Origin of the sequence: Streptomyces sp. NBC_01689, from assembly GCF_036250675.1 — a bacterium.
Classification (GTDB): domain Bacteria; phylum Actinomycetota; class Actinomycetes; order Streptomycetales; family Streptomycetaceae; genus Streptomyces.
This window is the reverse complement of record NZ_CP109592.1, coordinates 726896-742459: the sequence shown is the minus strand read 5'-3', so window position 1 is coordinate 742459 and position 15564 is coordinate 726896. Positions and strand designations below refer to the sequence as shown.

The following is a 15564-nucleotide window of genomic DNA, read 5'->3' as shown; positions in this document are numbered from 1 at the left end:
GTGGAGTGCCCGGTGGTGCCGGTGGACGGGCAGGCGATCAGATGGCGGTTGCTGTCACTTTTTACCGGTATTTCTTTGACTTCCCCGGGCTGTCCTCCTAGGTTGGTACGTACAGGTTATTTGTCCTGTTTGTGAGCAAAAAATACGGTCTGGCATCCGCGCCCCGGAAGGTAAGAATTCCCGGCGGCGGACCCCGCACACGGGCTGTGCGTCGGCCCGGGTGTGCATGGGCGCTCGCTTCCGCGCCCGGCAGCGACATCAACCCTCAGGAGAGGGGATCATCATGCGAGCGAACACCTCACGCATCAGGCGAGTGGCCCTTGCCGTCTGCACGGCGCCCATCATCGCCATCGCGGCCGGAGTCGGAGCGGCCAGCGCGGCCAGCGCTCCGGCATCAGCCCCTGCGGCAACCTCCTCCGTCCACGAAGACGGCTGGGGTGGTGGCCACGGTCACGGCGGCGGCTGGGGCTGGGGCAACGACAGCGGCTGGCGTTGGGGCGGCGGCTGGGGTGGGGGCGGCTGGGGCGGCGGCTGGGGTGGGGGCGGCTGGGGTGGGGGCGGCTGGGGCGGCGGCGGCTGGGGCGGCGGCGGTTGGGGTGGCGGCGGTTGGGGCTGGTGACCAGCCATCCGCTACGGCCATCCGTATGACCGGCATCGACTGATGGATCCGGGCGTCCGAGCCCGCGGGACGCCCGGATCCATGCCGTACACGGAGCGGAGCACGTGCGCCGCGAAGGTGTGGAGGCTGTGAGGCGGGATGAAGATCGTCTGCGTGGGTGGCGGCCCGGCGGGACTCTACTTCGCCATCTCGGCGAAGCTCCGCGACGCCGGACACGAAATCACCGTTCTCGAACGTGATCCGCCCTCGGCCACCTACGGCTGGGGCGTCGTCTACTGGAACGACCTGCTGGACATCCTGCACCACAACGACCCGGAGAGCGCACGGCAGATCGGCGCGAGATCCGTTCTGTGGCAGGGCCAGGAGATCCTCCTGCACGGTGACCGCCACGACGGATCGGCCTACTTCGGCGGTTACGGCTACAGCATGGGCCGTGCCGCCCTGCTGGACGTGCTGACCCGGCGGGCGTCGAACCTCGGGGTGGACGTCCAGTACGGGCAGCAGGCCACGGACTCCGCCCAACTCCCGGAAGCCGACCTCGTGGTGGCCGCGGACGGTTCCCACAGCCGGATCCGGCAGGCCCACTCGGCGCACTTCGCACCCCGGGTGGAGGTCGGTCGCAATCCCTACATCTGGCTCGGCACGGACAAGGAGTTCGACACCTTCGTCTTCTGTTTCGAGCAGACCCCAGCCGGCTGGATCTGGTTCCACGCCTACCCGTCGGTCAAGGGAATCAGTACCTGCATCGTGGAGTGCTCCCCCCGGACCTGGTACGGCCTGGGGCTCGACTCCCTCGGTGCCGAGGAGAGCGTGCCCCTGCTGGAGGAGATCTTCCGGAAGGCCCTCGGCGGCCACTCGTTGATCAGCAAGTCACGTGGCGAACCGGCGAGTTGGCAGCGCTTTCCCCACATCAGCAACCGGACGTGGTTCCTGGACGACACGGTCCTGATGGGCGACGCCGCGCACACCACCCATTTCACGCTCGGGTCCGGGACCCGGCTGGCGATGATCGACGCGATCGTCCTCGCCCACAGCCTCGCACAGTACCCGGACAGGGACGTGGCACTGCGCGAGTACGACCAGCACCGGCGCGCCGAACTGCACTCGGTACAGGCGGGCGCCCGCACCAGCATGGCCTGGTTCGAGCAGCTCGACGACTACCTCGACCGCGACCCGGTGTCCTTCGCGTACGCCATGGCCGTGCGCCAGGGCAACCAGACCCCCTGGCGCTACCAGATGCACCTCGCCACCCAGATCGCCGCGATCCGCAGGGCACGAAAGGCCTACGACACCGGCAGGCGCTGGTATCTCACCTGTCGGCGAGGCGAGGCTCCGCTGCCCGCGCTCGGCCGACGCAGGTCAGCCGGGCGCCAGGACGGCGAGATGAGGACATCGCTGCGCATCTGACCGCGGGCGCGTCCTCGCGGCCGGGCGCGGACGCCTCGGTACGTCCGGATGCGAGGGGTCGGGGCGCGCGCGATGCTTGCCGCATGACCGAGCGTTCCGTAGTCGTGAGAGAACTCGTCAAGGGGGAGGGGCGCCAGGTGTGCGTGGACGGCGAGGACATGGGGGCGGCCTTCAGCCTGCGTGGCCTGGCCGAGATCATGCGACGGGCCGGATGGACGGACGTGGACGAGATCGACGTCGCCGACTCGCCGGTCATCGAGTGGCACGGCGGCGGCCCCGAGGTGTGGTCACGGGGAGGCTGACGGAAGGCGGACCCCACCGTGCGAGGTGCGAGGTGCCAGGTGTCCGCGCGGCCAAGTGTCTCCGCGCGCGCACGTGTCTGCGAGCGGAGGGCCTCTACCGATAGTTCTTGCGTCCGCCGACGCCGTGGCCCGGAGAGCCCGCGACCCACAGAACCGCACCGACGACCAGGAGGACGACTCCCAGGGTCCACAGGATGCTGATGCCGGCGACGAAGCCGATGACGAGCAGGACAACGCCGAGGACGATCATGGAGTCCTCCGATTTCGCTGTGGTGGATCTTCCAGACCCGGAGTAGGCACCTTCGCGGCCTCCCGCGCACCGGTGGTGTGCGACCGGTCGCACACCACGACATGCGCGCCGTGCCGCTCTGGCGGATGATGTTCCCATTGCCGGTTCTGTGCCCGGAGGCCGAGAGCCGCGTCTCATGCGCGTTTGCTCGCCGCCGGGGACGGGCACCCGGCTCAGGTATCCGAGACATGTCGGGTATCCGAAGGACGACGGTATGAGAGCCGGGCCCGACCGGGCTGGGCGCAGGAAGAAGATGAAGTGTCGTGAGCACTGAGGTCAGCAGGAAGATCGTCACGCGTCGGCCGGAGACCGGCTGGGCGGAAGCGCGTCGTCGGCACGGGAGCGGTGTACGTACCTGCGTTCCTGCCACGGCCACCGCTTCCGTCGCGCGGCGGGACCAGGCGGACAGCCCCGAGGGGAACATCGTCAGAGGTGAGGACTGAACCCTCGTTCCGGGAACGGTGCGACGGGCCGGTGAGGAAGGCGACTTCCTCACCGGCCCTTCTTCGTGTGTCCCCACGGCCGACGGTCCGCTCCTGAGGGCCGCTGTGCCGCGCACGGCCCAGGCCCTTCCCCACCCGACGCTGAGCGCCGCCCCCGTTCCCGACCCGCAGGGCCTGGGCGGGCCCGACCCGCACGACGACACCCCGCCCGGCGACCGACCAGGGCCCGCCTCCCGGCCGGTCCGAGGGCGGCGCGGCGCCGTCACCCGAAGAGATCAGCCGAAGTCACTGTCACCCGTACGGCAGGCCCGACGTGCAGCGCGACGGCGACCCCGCGAGCCTAGGATCCGACACCGGAACATGCGCGCGACGTCCGCCCTGCCCCGGCCAGGGCGGGACCAGGCCCACCAGCGAAGGAGACGGGATGTCGCATCGCGTCGGCGGAACCAGTTGGCGGCGCTTCGCGGCAGTCCTGGTCCCCAGCGTCGCGGCCTGTACCGCCCTCGGCATCGCCATGGCGCAGGGAGCGCTCGCCGCCTCGTTCCTCATCTCCGGCCAGCGCTTCACGGTCACCGCGGACACGCTCACCGCCCGTGGCGTCAGCATCTACAGCATGGTCGACCTGACCAAGAACCACGAACCGGTGCCCGTCGTGGTGACCGGGCTCCGGCACGCCACCATCCGCGGGCTGTGCCAGTCCGTCGCCGTCGACGTCCCGGTCCTGGGGACGTACACACTCAGGCTCACCGGCGGTGAAGGACGCCCCGCGGAAGCCACCAACCTGTTCCTCGACGCGACCCTGGAGACCGCCGGCCAGGCGAATTTCCGGGACATCGACATCGGCATCGCCCAAGGGACCATCACCAAGGGACCGGTCGACCCAGGGGACCGCAACTCGCAGTTCTTCGACCCCAGTGGCTTCGGACAACAGGCCTCGTCCCTCACCGTCAACGACCTCAGCGTCACCGTGGTCGCGGTCTCCGCCGCCACCTTCGACATCCCCGGCCTGCGTCTGGCGGTCGAGAAAGGCTCGCACGAATGCCCCTGACCACTCCGGGCGCGGACCGCGTGCTCCCGCCCCAGCCCACCGACGACCCGCGCTCCCACCGCGTTCCCGACCAGGACCGCACGTGATGCCCCGTCCCTTCGGCAGGCTCGTGCCCCCGGGCACCACCGCGGCGGGCCTCTGGCGCCGATTCAGGATCTGGCGCGGCGAACGCCCCTTCTGGGCGGGCTACTTCACCTCCCACGCCGCCGTGCCGATCCTGTACCTGCCCTACGCCCACCTGGATCCCGCGGGCATCCCGCTGGCCCTGTCGACCACCTCCGGTGCCGGGTCGCTCGTCATCGGGGTACTCCTCCTCACCCTGGGGTTCACCCTCTGGTGGCGCCCGCACCTCCGTGTGTCGTCCGGGATCGCCACCCTGCTCCTCGGGCTCATCTCCCTGCCGGTCGCGAACTTCGGCGGGCTCTTCGTCGGCCTGGCCTGCGCCCTGGTGGGCGGCTGCCTGGCCTGCTCCTGGGTACCGCCGACCGCCGCGCCGGAACGGACGGCGGAGGAGCCCGCGCCCACCGCCGTCGCGGTGGGTGAGGGCGCGCATGGCGACTGAGGAGGCGCCGTACGGGGACACGATCCCCGTACGGTCCGGGCCGCGAGGGCCGATCCGCACGCGCGGAGCGCGCCTCGTCCCGGGCCGGAGCCCGCAGCCTCTCGCCCGCGCGCTGGCCGTGGCGACCGTGCCCCTCGTCCTGCAGTTCCCGGCACCCCGGCCGGTGTCCTCCCTCCTCACCCCCGACCGGGCGCAGAGCCGCACGGAGAGTACGAGCATTCCCGCGCCGTCCCCGGACAGGGGCGAGGCGACGTCCGGTACCGGTTCGCGTACGGCCGGCCGGATGCCGGTCCTGCCTCCTCCCCGGGCCAGACCCGCCGACGCCGTACCGACGGCCACGAGCGCCCCGTCGGGCTCCGCCCGGGCATCTGTGCCGTCGTCCGAGCCGGGCGGTGAGGTCTCGTCGACCCTCCGTGCGGAACGGCTCGTGCTGCGGGGCCTCCGATTCCACGGCGTGGTCACCGTGCACACCGCGGCGGGTGACACCCGGGTTCTGGAGTTCACCGCACGATCGGCCGACGCCGTCGGCCTCGACGTGACCGTCGTGCAGGGCGCGACGACGATGCGGCTCCGTGCCAGGGCCGCGTCCACGTCCCTGCGCAAGGGCGTCGGCGGCGCACCCGCGATGACCTTCCGTCTCCGCGAGCTGTCCGGCAGGCTCTCCTCCCTCGGGGGCGCTCCGCTTCCCGCGGACCACACCCTCGCCCTCACTCCTGACGCGGTCCCCGACTGGCTGGCCCATTCCTCGACCCCGACGCGCACGGTCACTCTCACGAGCGCGACCGTCAGCCGGTTCACACAGTCGGGCGGTGAACTCTCCCTCGTCGGAACGCACCTGCGCGTGAGCACCAAGTGAGGTGCGGGGCACGTCGATTCCGTGCGCCGGTCCCGAACCACCGGCCGCGGACGACCGACCGCTGACCGGCGCCACCAGTCCGGGAGCCCGTACGACGGCTGAACGGTCCTGCCCCTGCGCCGAGTTGTTGCACAACTGCCCTGCCTGCGACGGCGCGACGCCGGATGTCGCTCGCCGGCGCGGGGTGTGCGCGGGCCGGCGAGGGGTCAAAGCGGTGCCGTGGTCAAGCGGAACACCAGGCCCGCCAGGCCTGTTCGACGCTGGGATGAGGAGTCACCCGGCGGTCGGTCGCGAGAAGCGAGTGGAATGCCTCGTCGGCCAGGACATGGAAGGCTCGCGGGCCGTCGGGCAGAAACAGGCCCCCTGAGCGCTCACCGACGGGGAGCCGCGCATGCCGCAGATCCACGAACACCACGGAACTCGGCCCGCACCGCGCCCGAAGCAGATCGTGGAGACAGGGTGCGACGGGACGGGGCATGAGTCCGGCCACCACGATCCATCTCCGGTCGCCCGCCAGCGCGAGGACCCGCGCGTGCACCGATGCGGCCACGGTCTGCCTCCTCCTGACGGCTCCGGAGGTGATCCGGAGCCGGACGTCCCGCGGATTGGCCTCCGGGTCGTCGAGTCGTGGCCGTGCGGCCGTGGCTCTCGTGTCCCGCGGCCGGCCGGGGCCGCGGGACGGCGCGGACACGATCCCGATGGGTCGCGTCGGGTCGGGCGCCCGTCCTGCCGGTGGGCGGCGCACCGGGACCGGGGCATCTGTCAGGAGTCGGCGATGTCGCTGAGCAGCGCCGCGGCACGGGCGATCATCGCGCGGTCCTCGGGACTGAGCGAGCGGAGCCGTTCGTCGAGCCAGGCGTTGCGCTGTGCCCGGGCGGCACCGGCGAGCGCGTCGCCCTCGGCGGTGGCGCTGAAGAGCACTTTGCGCCGGTCGTCCGGGTCGCGGCCGCGTACGGCGTAGCCGCCCGAGGTGAGGCGGTTCACGGTCTGGCTCATGGAGGCGGGGGAGACCCGGTCGTGCTCGCTGAGCTCGGTGAGGGTCTGCGGTCCGTGCTTGTGGAGGCGGGTGAGCACCTCCAGTGCCACGTCGCCCAGGCCGCCTTCGGGACGCTCGCTGCGGAAGCGGCGGTAGAGGCGTCCGACGGCGGATCGCACCTGCCCGCCGAGGTCGGCCTCGTCGCCCTTGCCGGAGTGCTCGTCGGTTGCACGCTTCTGCATGGCTCGTTAGTATACCTAAAAAGATCTTTCTTGTACCTAATCAATGGCTCCGGGAAGCGCAACGGGACCGTCACCCGGGCCCACCGCAGCCGGGTTCCCTCCAGGAGGAGTCGAAGTCATGCCCGCACATCCCCTCGGCGTCGCTCTGCGCAACCGGCGTGCCGGTCACCACACCCTCGTCTGGGCCCGCCCCGAGCTGCAGGCCGCGGAGAACTTCGCCCTGACCAGCCCCGCCTTCGATCACGGGGCACCCATACCGGAGAAGTTCCGTGGGAGGCTGTTCGGCGCGAACATCTCTCCCGCCCTCGGCTGGTCGCGCCCGCCGGCCGGCACCGTCGCGTTCGCGCTCGTCGTGCAGGACCCCGACGTCCCTCTCGGCAAACCGGCCACCCACGCGCTCACGCTGGGCATCGACCCCACGCTGGACGGTATCCCGGAGAACGCCCTCGCCCACCCCAGCCCGACTCTCGGCATCCGGCACGGGAAGGGCGCGCTCGGCCGACGCGGCTGGGCCGGACCCATGCCGATCCGGTCGCACGGCCCCCACGCGTACGTCTTCCAGTTGTTCGCCCTCGACCGGGCACCGGAACTGCCGGACGGCTTCACCCTCGCCGACGTGACCGCCGCCATGGCGGGCCATGTCCGCGGTCGTGCCCGGCTCGACGGGACGTACGAGATCCGCTGAGAGTCGTCACGTAATGAGGTGATGTCCACCCGGTGCCTGTACGGGGCCGGCATGCCTGGTCGGCGTACCAGCTCCGGGCAGCCGGCTGCTCCGACGTGGGCCTTTGGAGCAGGCGGCGCGGCAGGGGCGCCTCGCATCCCGGGCGCTCGCCGCCACCGGTACGCCGGCGGTCACGAGCGTCGTCCGGTAGGTCTGGTCGTCCCGCGGGCCCGGTCCTCCCGCGAGAGTCGTCGGCGGGGTGGTCAGTTCCGGCCCGTGCGGCGTGTGAGGCTCGTCGGGGGCGACGGTGGGTCCTCGGGCGCGGCGTCCGGTGACGGGTCCGGTCCGGCGTCGAGTCCCGTGGTGCGGCGGGGGAGCAGCAGCGGGGTCGTCAGCAGGAGCACGCCGGCCAGGCCGATGGCCGTACGTGGGTCGATCAGTGACCCGAGTACGCCCCAGACGGCCGTCAGGAGCGCGGTCGAGGCCTTGGTCGTCACGGCCCAGGCGGACAGCGTCCGGGTGACCCGGTCGGTCGGGGTGCGCTCGAGCCGATAGGTGGCGTAGACGGGGTTGAAGACCCCGCAGCTGAAGATGAGCCCCAGTTCGACGCCCATCACCAGCAGGAGGCCGCCGGTGCCCCGCCCGAGGAACGCCAGACCGACGGGCCACAGCGCGCGGAGCGTGCCGGCCACGACCAGGACCTGATGCTGTCCGAACCGGTTCACGAGCGGGCGGGCCAGTCGCGAACCGAGCAGACCGCCGATCGAGGGTGCGGCGAAGGCGAGGCCGTACTGCCACGGGGCGAACCCGAGCGGGCCGAGCATCAGGACGGCCAGCAGGGGCTGGGTCGCCATCACCAGCCCGTTGAACAACGCGGTGTTGAGGAAGAGCGGACGCAGGGTCGCGTCGGCGAGGATGAAGCGCCAGCCGTCGAGCAGGTCCCGGGCCCTTGTCCGGGGCGCCTCCCGGTGTGCGGGCGGCGGCTCGGACCCGCCCGCCGCGCGGATGCCGAGGGCCGAGAGCAGGTAGCTGACCGCGTCGGCCATCACCGTGGCCACCGGACCGAGGAGCCCGGTCATGGCGCCGCCCAGCGGTGGCCCGACGATCGTGGTCGTCCAGGCCGTCGACTCGAACCTGGCGTTGGCGGTGAGCAGGTCCTCGGCCGGCAGCAGCGTCTTCAGATACGCCCCGGAGGCGGCCCGGAAGGTGATGTCGGCCGACGCGACGACGACGGAGACCAGCAGGAGCTGGACGAAGGTGAGCGCGCCGAGCGCGTACGCGGCCGGTACGGTCAGCAGCGCCGCGCACCGCGCCAGGTCCGTCCCGATCAGCACCGACCGCTTGCGGCGGAACTCCACCCATGGACCGAGCGGCACCGCCACGGCCGCGCCCACCGCCGCCCCCACGGAGGAGAGCGCGGCCACCTGGGCCGGCCCGGCGTGCAGCACCTGGACGGCGATCAGCGGGAACGCGCCGAAGGCGAGCCATGTGCCGAGCGCGCTGGTTCCGTACGCTCCCCAGAACCAGCCGAACCGCCGTCCCAGCCGCTGTCCTCGCGGACGCCTCGACCGCTGCCCGCCTTCCATGCCCGCCGCCCCTTCGCTCCCGCCCGCACAACCGATCCGTGACCGAGAGCATCAAAGCGAGAGCCCTGTGCAGGGGTCAAACAACCGTGAGGCCGTCCGGCCACAACCATTGGTTGTGACCCTAGAGTGTCGCCATGGACCTCGACACCGTCCGGACCTTCGTCGTCGCCGCTGACGCGGGGCAGTTCCAGGAGGCCGCCACCGAGCTGGCGGTCACCCAGCAGGCGGTCTCCAAGCGCATCGCCGCGCTGGAGCGCACCCTGGGCGTGCGGCTGTTCACGCGCACCGCGCGCGGCGCCGAGCTCACCATCGACGGGCAGGCGTTCCTGCCGCACGCCCGGGACCTGCTACGCGTCGCCGAGCGCGCGGTCGCCTCCGTGCACACGGGCCGCCGTCCACTGCGCGTCGACGTGATCGCCTCACGCGGCGCGGCGGCGGGCCTGCTGCGCGGCTTCCACCGAGCCCACCCCGAGATCGATCTCGACGTGGTGATGCTGTTCGACATCGAGACGGCCGTCACCGCCATCCGCTCCGGGACGATCGACGCGTCCTTCCGCGCCGTCGCCGTGCCCGGCCGGCCGCTTCCCCCGGACATCGAGTCCGTACGAGTGAGCGATGAGCCGCTCGAGCTTCTCACCGGCCCCGCCCACGCACTGGCGGGCGCCCGCTCGGTGACCGTCCCCCAGCTCGTCGGACACCGGATCTGGATGCCCGGCATCGTCCCGGGTACCGAGTGGGCCGCCTACTACGACGACCTCGTCGCCCAGTTCGGCCTCACCATCGAGGCGACCGGCCCCAACTTCGGCTCCGACGCACTGCTCGACACCATCGCCGACACCCCGGCCCTGGCCACCTTCATGGGCGGGCAGACCCGTCTCGTCTGGCCCGCCGGGCACGGCCTGCGCCGCATCCCGGTGACCGACCCGAAGCCCGTCTACCCGCACTCGCTGCTCTGGCACCGCGACAACCCGCACCCGGCGCTGGCCACTCTGCGCGCCCACCTCGCCACCACGACGGCCGGCCACGACGCCGCCGGGACGTGGAGGCCGGACTGGGTGCTCCCGCGCTGAATCCCGTACCGCGACCGTGCTTGAGCCAGTCATCACCCCCCTGCCCGGTACGTCATCACCCCGTGCCGGTCCGTCCTCAGCCCGTGCCCGGCCGTGCGTGGGCCGGTGGCCGGCGTCGTGCGGCGGCCGGAGACGGCCGATCCGGGCCCGACGGGGGCGTGCGTTTGGCGGTGCGGCCGACGACGGCCGTCTCGACCCGGGTGATCCCCAGGCCGACCAGGTCGCGGGAGAGGAAGCCGTAGAGGGCGGGCAGACCGGGGAAGTACGCAGCCGCGTGCAGGTTCGATGGACCCGAGGTGGCGAACGCGCCGTGCACCGCGGGATGGTCGGCCAACGCCCGCCCCGCTGCGGCCAGATGATCGGGGGCCACCCGCAGCAGGAGCTTGGCCTCGATGGGCAGTCCGATCCTGCGGGGGTCCACCAGGACCTGGGTCACCAGCCGTCCCTGGGCGGCGATTCGGGCGATCCGACGGCGGACCGTCGTCTCCGGGTGACCGGTGTGCGCGGCCAGCGCCGCGGCGGAGAGACGTGCGTCGGGGGCCAGGGCGTCGATGAGTGACTGTTCCAAGGGGTCGGTGTCGACGCCGTACGGGCCCGCCGACCCGGAGGGCACCGGCTCGGATTCCGCGGCGGTTCGCCCGACAGGCGCCGGACCGGGCTCCGGTGCGGCCGGGCTCAGGGCCGCGCGTTCGTCCGGCGTCAGGACGGCGTGACGCCACTCCGAGGTGACCCGGAAGACATGCAGGACGGTGGCGCTCTCCAGGGACGTGACCGCCTGTGTGGAGGGCAGTTGGCGGAAGACGAGCGGGTCGCGCGAACCCGGCTCCGTACGGGCCACCGCGAAGATCTCGTCCCCGGAGGTGGTGACGTCGATGAACGGGATGTCCTCGCGTGCCGCGAGCGCGGCCACGAGGGTGTCGAGCTTTCCCCGCAACACCCGGATGCGCAGGAAGAGCGCCCCCGCCGAACCCCCGTCGCGGGGTCGCGCGACGGGTGAGATCACCACGCGCACGGTCCCGTCGGCGCCGAGCGCTCGCAGACGGCGGCGCACGGTGGCGGGGCTGAGGTCAAGCACCCGGGCCGCCCGTTCCGCGGTGAGACGGCCGTCGCACTGCAGAGCGGCCACCAGCCGCTGATCGGTGAGGCTCAGTACGGAATCCGCCGACACCATGGCCATGACGGCAAGTTTCGCTCATTCCGGCGCCTGGCGCGGGCCGTCCCGCGGACCGTGCCCCGACCATGGATGTCACGCGGGCGTCACGCACTCCTCGCCGTCCCCGAGCCGCGTCGGCGGCCCCGGGACACGGAAGGAGCGGGTGATCGCGGGGCCTCGCGTGGCCGGATGCCGGTCCGGAACGGCTGACGGCCGGCGATCGCCGGGGCTCACCGGGCCCGTACCGACAGCGGTCCCGCGTGCCGGTCGGTCCCGGCGCGAGCGTCAAGTCGGCGAGCCGGCCGGGCGCGAGAGCCGAGCGTGCCCGCGCACCGAGCGCGAGTCCTGGAACCGAGCGAGCCCGACAGCGGGCGCCGATCCCCTCACCACCGACGGAGGACCCCATGTCCCTGCCCGGCCGACACCGAGAGAAAGTACGTTTCTTCAGCGGCGACACCACGTGCTCCGCCTGGCACTATCCGGGCACCAACGGCGGCTGCGTGATCATGGCCGGAGGGATTGCGGTGACGAAGGAGCCTGCCTCGGATCTCTTCGGACCGCGGTTCAACGACGCCGGATTCGCCGTACTCGCCTTCGACCACCGGCGGTTCGGGGAGAGCGGGGGCGAGCCGCGCCAGGTCGTCCGTCTCGACGACCAACTCGCCGACTGGCAGGCCGCGATCGACTTCGCGGCCGGACTGCCCGACGTCGACCCCGACGGGATCTCGCTCTGGGGTTTCTCGCTCGCGGGCGGCCACGTCTTCCGCGTCGCCGCCGACAATCCGCGGCCGGCGTCCGTGATCGCGCAGTCACCGCTCGTGGACGGTCGGGCGGTGGCCACCGACGCGCTGCGCGCCATGACACCCCTCGCGCTGCTCCGGCTCCTCGGCCGCGGCGTCGCGGACGCGGTCGGCGGTCTCCTCGGACGTCCGCCGTTGCTGGTCCCCACCGCGGGAGTACGGGGTGCCGTCGCCTCCCTCACCACTCCCGACGCGATGGACGGCGAGCGGGCCCTGGATCCGGACCGTCGTCACCCGGACTGGGAGCGGACGGTCGCCGCCCGGATCGTCCTGCGGCTCGGCGGATACCGGCCGGGCCTCCACGCCCCCCGGATCAGGTGGCCCCTGCTCGTGGTCGTCTGCGACCAGGACCTGAGCGCGCTGCCCGGGCCCGCCGTCGAAGCGGCCCACCACGCCCCGGACGCCGAGGTGTTGCACCTGGCGGGCCGCCATTACGCGCCCTTCCTCGAGGCGCACGAGGAGGCCGTGGAAGCGGAGATCGCCTTCCTCCAGAAGCAGAGTTGACCCGCGCGAAGGCCGCGCCCGGAGGCAGGGACCATGCCTGAGCCGCGGACGCGGACGGCACCGACATCCGGCAGCGCGACGGCCGTGCATCGGCTCCCGGGCGCACCGGGTGCCGGGCGGCGCCGGCCCTGTCATGTCCTTGCGGGCGGGGAAGTCACGGCCACAGCAAGTGGCGTCGCCAAGCGCTCGTGGGATCGGGGCGCTCGTAGCGCAGCCGGTTGTGCAGACGGCCCTTGTCCGCCTGCCAGAACTCGACGTGGACCGGGACCAGGGTGTAGAGCGTCCACTCGGGACTGACCAGCCGGGGGTCGGACTCGACGCGGGCCAGCGCGTCCTGGAAGGCGCGCTCGCGCTCCTCGGCGCTTTCCAGGTGGCCGCTCTGGCGGCCGAGCAGCACCTCGGCGCGGGCCGACTCGGAGCGGGCCAGCAGGTCCGCGGCGCTCTGCTCGGCGGAGGCGGGCTCGACGGCACCGCGCAGTCGCACCTGACGGCCCTGGAGGGGCCAGTAGAAGGTGAGGGCGGCACGGGGGTGGCCGGACAGCTGGCGGCCCTTGGGGCTGCCGGCGTGCGCGGCGAACTGCCATCCGGTGCGGTCGACGTTCTTGAGAATGAGGACCCGTGCGTCGGGGTTGCCGTCCTCCGCGACGGTCGACACCGTCATCGCGTGCGCGTCGGGCACCCCCGCCGCGACCGCCGCCCGCAGCCAGTCCAGGAAGAGTTCGACCGGGTCGGCCGGGGCGGCGTCCGGATCGAAGTCCGCCGACGGCCCGGCGAACACCTCCAGTCCCCGCAGCCACGACCGCACGTCCTGGACCCGGTCCGTCCCGCCCTCGGCCTCCATGGTGCTCCTTTGATCAGTTCCCCGTCCGTGGTGCCCACGAGCTTATCGGCGCCGCTGAGGGCCTGCCTCGGGGGATTCCAGCCGGGACCAGGACGGTGACTCCTCCCGGGCTCGCAGCCAGGCCGCGGGCAGCGCACCCGTGCCGGTGCGCGCCCCCACCACGCCACCGGCGATGGCGCAGGTGGTGTCGCGGTCCCCCCATCCGGCGACGGTCTGCCACAACGCCTCGGCGAGATCGTCCAGATGGCCCGCGGCGGACCACAGGGCGTACGGCACCGTGTCCGGAGCCGAGATGAGGGTCCCCGAGCCCAGTACGGACGCCGCGTGACGCACCGACGTGCGCGGCGAGAAGCCCGCGGCCACCAGCAGTCCCGAGCGGACGGCGCTGTCCGGAACGTGCGAGGCGGTCTCGCGAAGGAACCCCGACCGTGACGCGGTGCCCCGGTCCCCCTCGGCGGACGCCAGTGCCGCGGCGACCGCCACGGCGATCGCTCCCGCGACGGCCTCAGGGTGGGAATGGGTGGCCAAGGCGGACAGCCGTGCCTGCTCACGGACGACGGCCAAGTCGTCCCGGAACCAGGCTCCGAGCGGAGCGACGCGCATCGCGGCGCCGTTGCCGTGGGAGCCCTGCCCGCCGAACTGCGTCGTGGTGACGGACTGCCAGTCCTCGCCCGCGCCGATCCGCCGCAGCACCCCGTGCATCGACGGGCCGTACTTGCGTCCGGGGTCCCGGTCGTACTCGGCCGCGAACTCCTCGGCCAGCTCGCCCGGTCGGACCTCACCGTGGGCCACGAGATGGGCGATCAGGACGAAAGCCATGGCGGAGTCGTCCGTCCACGGCCACGGCGCCGGACGCAACCGCCGTGCCGCCCACAGGTGCTCCGCGTCCTCATCGGAACGCGTGAACCAACTGTCTCCGAAGGCGTCGCCCATCACCAGGCCGTCAAGGCTGTCACGGGCGTACTGCGGGCCGGTCATGGCAGGGTTCCTCCGGGTCGCTGTCGGCCCCGCATTCTCCTCGTACGCGAGCCGGGCGGCGAGTGAATTTCCCCGTCGTGCCTGTTCACGCGCGCACGACGGCGACGAAGCGTGGTCCACGGGAGTATTCCCGGGGCGTCGGGGACAGGGGCACCGGCCCCTGTCAGGTGAAGTGGATGTCGCTGAGGTCGATGGAGACCATCACCTGCTCCAGGAGGGGGCGGCCGTCGGTGCCGCGGCGGTAGGCCCGACGTCTGGTGGGGAGCGTGATGCCGTCCGCTTCGGTGTGGTCGTGGACGTACTGGGCGGCGGCGAACCCACCGGCCACGTCGACGTGGTAGTCGTGGCGCCGAAGGAGCCGGTCGGGGCCGAAATAGAAGTCCTGGAGGGTGCTGTGGCTCGCGATCCCGGGCGGGAAGGCGGCCCGCAGCCCCGGCCAGACCTCGTCACCCTCCCGCCACGGCTCGATGTCGGCGACGCTGAAGCCGGGCATGGCCAGCAGGAAGGGCGTGGTGAGGTACGTCCACAACGCGTAGCCGTTGAAGTAGGCGCGGTCCAGCGGGTCCCAGGGCGTTTCGAGCGTGTGTCCGGAGAAGGACGCCCGAGGGTTCGCGCGTTCGGCGACCACGCGTCCGTCCACCTTCTCGATGCCGACCCGTCCCGGCGTGAAGTCGGTCCTCTGGTCGCGTGCGCCGAAGGGGTGTACCGACGCGTGCTCCTCGTGCAGGCTGACGGTCATCACGCGGGGCGTGGCGTCCTGCGGCAGACCCTTGAGCGCGAACAGGTCGCCACCGCTGACCAGGGTGGCGCGCGCCCGGGTCAGTTCGCGCCAGCGGTCGATCCCGCCATGAGCCTCGACGACCTCGGTGAGCAGATCATTCACAGGTGTTTTCCTACCGTACTTCCGGTTCGTCCGTACGGGAGGAGTGCCGCCGACAGGGCCGGACGGGTCAGCGCCGGGCCGTCTCACCCGGAACGGGAGCCGGCCGGACCGCCGCTGGGCTCGCGAGAACCGATGCCGACCACGGGAGCCCGTCCCCGGGTACCTCTTCGGCCGCGCCCGGGCCGAACGGCGCCGGTCGGGGACGGATCACGGCAACCGGGCCGAGCAACGCGCCCTGGAGAAGGCGGGCCTCGTGCGGGAGGGGGGGTGCTGCGCTCCGGGCGGAGGCGCGGCGGGAAACGGGGCGGGACCGCGGGAGGGACCGCCCGGCCGACGCCCCG

Annotated in this window: 17 protein-coding genes; 9 read left to right on the top strand and 8 right to left on the bottom strand. The window is 72.5% G+C overall.

Translation table 11 applies throughout. The annotated features are described in order from the left end of the window. Window positions 1–283: 283 nt before the first annotated feature. From OG776_RS02935 to OG776_RS02925, 3 genes are all read left to right on the top strand, one after another. Entirely contained in the window at window positions 284–619 is a 336-nt protein-coding gene (locus tag OG776_RS02935) for a hypothetical protein (protein WP_329318661.1), read from the top strand. Window positions 620–757: 138 nt separating this feature from the next. Next, on the top strand, window positions 758–2026 hold the full coding sequence (locus tag OG776_RS02930) for an FAD-dependent monooxygenase (RefSeq protein WP_329318659.1): 1269 nt from the start codon (window positions 758–760) through the stop codon (window positions 2024–2026). 83 nt (window positions 2027–2109) lie between these two features. Beyond that, window positions 2110–2328 (top strand): hypothetical protein, encoded by a 219-nt coding sequence (locus OG776_RS02925; RefSeq protein ID WP_148015073.1) that lies wholly within the window; start codon window positions 2110–2112, stop codon window positions 2326–2328. Between the two features lie 94 nt (window positions 2329–2422). On the opposite strand, the gene OG776_RS02920 is transcribed toward OG776_RS02925, so the two are convergent. Further along, window positions 2423–2578: a hypothetical protein gene (locus tag OG776_RS02920; RefSeq protein WP_329318657.1), complete on the bottom strand. Its 156-nt coding sequence runs from the start codon at window positions 2576–2578 to the stop codon at window positions 2423–2425. 906 nt (window positions 2579–3484) lie between these two features. Here OG776_RS02920 and OG776_RS02915 point away from each other — a divergent pair. The 3 genes from OG776_RS02915 (at window position 3485) to OG776_RS02905 (ending at window position 5526) form a co-directional block, all read left to right on the top strand. Next, window positions 3485–4108 carry a DUF6230 family protein gene (locus OG776_RS02915; protein WP_329318655.1) on the top strand — a complete coding sequence of 208 codons (624 nt, stop codon included), beginning with the start codon at window positions 3485–3487 and terminating at the stop codon, window positions 4106–4108. An 85-nt stretch (window positions 4109–4193) separates the two neighbouring features. Next, window positions 4194–4670, top strand: a complete 477-nt coding sequence (locus tag OG776_RS02910) for a DUF6114 domain-containing protein (protein WP_329318653.1) — start codon at window positions 4194–4196, stop codon at window positions 4668–4670. After that, window positions 4660–5526, top strand: coding sequence for a hypothetical protein (locus OG776_RS02905; protein WP_329318651.1), 867 nt, complete (start codon window positions 4660–4662; stop codon window positions 5524–5526). Before OG776_RS02910 ends, OG776_RS02905 begins: the two co-directional genes overlap by 11 nt. Before the next feature lie 223 nt (window positions 5527–5749). Here the strand turns inward: OG776_RS02905 and OG776_RS02900 are convergent, their stop codons facing one another. Both OG776_RS02900 and OG776_RS02895 read right to left on the bottom strand, forming a co-directional pair. After that, entirely contained in the window at window positions 5750–6076 is a 327-nt protein-coding gene (locus OG776_RS02900; protein ID WP_148011148.1) for a hypothetical protein, read from the bottom strand. A 212-nt stretch (window positions 6077–6288) separates the two neighbouring features. Then, window positions 6289–6744, bottom strand: coding sequence for a MarR family winged helix-turn-helix transcriptional regulator (locus OG776_RS02895; RefSeq protein WP_329318648.1), 456 nt, complete (start codon window positions 6742–6744; stop codon window positions 6289–6291). Between the two features lie 118 nt (window positions 6745–6862). Here OG776_RS02895 and OG776_RS02890 point away from each other — a divergent pair, with 118 nt between their 5' ends. After that, window positions 6863–7429 (top strand): YbhB/YbcL family Raf kinase inhibitor-like protein, encoded by a 567-nt coding sequence (locus tag OG776_RS02890; protein WP_329318646.1) that lies wholly within the window; start codon window positions 6863–6865, stop codon window positions 7427–7429. A gap of 242 nt (window positions 7430–7671) precedes the next feature. Here the strand turns inward: OG776_RS02890 and OG776_RS02885 are convergent, their stop codons facing one another. Next, on the bottom strand, window positions 7672–8994 hold the full coding sequence (locus OG776_RS02885) for an MFS transporter (RefSeq protein ID WP_329318644.1): 1323 nt from the start codon (window positions 8992–8994) through the stop codon (window positions 7672–7674). 134 nt (window positions 8995–9128) lie between these two features. Between OG776_RS02885 and OG776_RS02880 the strand changes: the two genes are divergently transcribed. Further along, window positions 9129–10064 carry a LysR family transcriptional regulator gene (locus OG776_RS02880; RefSeq protein ID WP_148011144.1) on the top strand — a complete coding sequence of 312 codons (936 nt, stop codon included), beginning with the start codon at window positions 9129–9131 and terminating at the stop codon, window positions 10062–10064. Window positions 10065–10140: 76 nt separating this feature from the next. Here the strand turns inward: OG776_RS02880 and OG776_RS02875 are convergent, their stop codons facing one another. After that, on the bottom strand, window positions 10141–11241 hold the full coding sequence (locus tag OG776_RS02875; RefSeq protein WP_329318641.1) for an Lrp/AsnC family transcriptional regulator: 1101 nt from the start codon (window positions 11239–11241) through the stop codon (window positions 10141–10143). Window positions 11242–11741: 500 nt separating this feature from the next. Between OG776_RS02875 and OG776_RS02870 the strand changes: the two genes are divergently transcribed. Further along, window positions 11742–12521 carry an alpha/beta hydrolase gene (locus OG776_RS02870; RefSeq protein ID WP_329326322.1) on the top strand — a complete coding sequence of 260 codons (780 nt, stop codon included), beginning with the start codon at window positions 11742–11744 and terminating at the stop codon, window positions 12519–12521. A gap of 154 nt (window positions 12522–12675) precedes the next feature. On the opposite strand, the gene OG776_RS02865 is transcribed toward OG776_RS02870, so the two are convergent. From OG776_RS02865 to OG776_RS02855, 3 genes are all read right to left on the bottom strand, one after another. Further along, complete coding sequence (locus tag OG776_RS02865; protein ID WP_329318636.1) at window positions 12676–13362, bottom strand: pyridoxine/pyridoxamine 5'-phosphate oxidase; 687 nt, start codon at window positions 13360–13362, stop codon at window positions 12676–12678. 42 nt (window positions 13363–13404) lie between these two features. Continuing rightward, window positions 13405–14340: an ADP-ribosylglycohydrolase family protein gene (locus tag OG776_RS02860; protein ID WP_329318634.1), complete on the bottom strand. Its 936-nt coding sequence runs from the start codon at window positions 14338–14340 to the stop codon at window positions 13405–13407. A 163-nt stretch (window positions 14341–14503) separates the two neighbouring features. Beyond that, on the bottom strand, window positions 14504–15223 hold the full coding sequence (locus OG776_RS02855) for a hypothetical protein (RefSeq protein ID WP_148011139.1): 720 nt from the start codon (window positions 15221–15223) through the stop codon (window positions 14504–14506). Window positions 15224–15564: the final 341 nt, after the last annotated feature.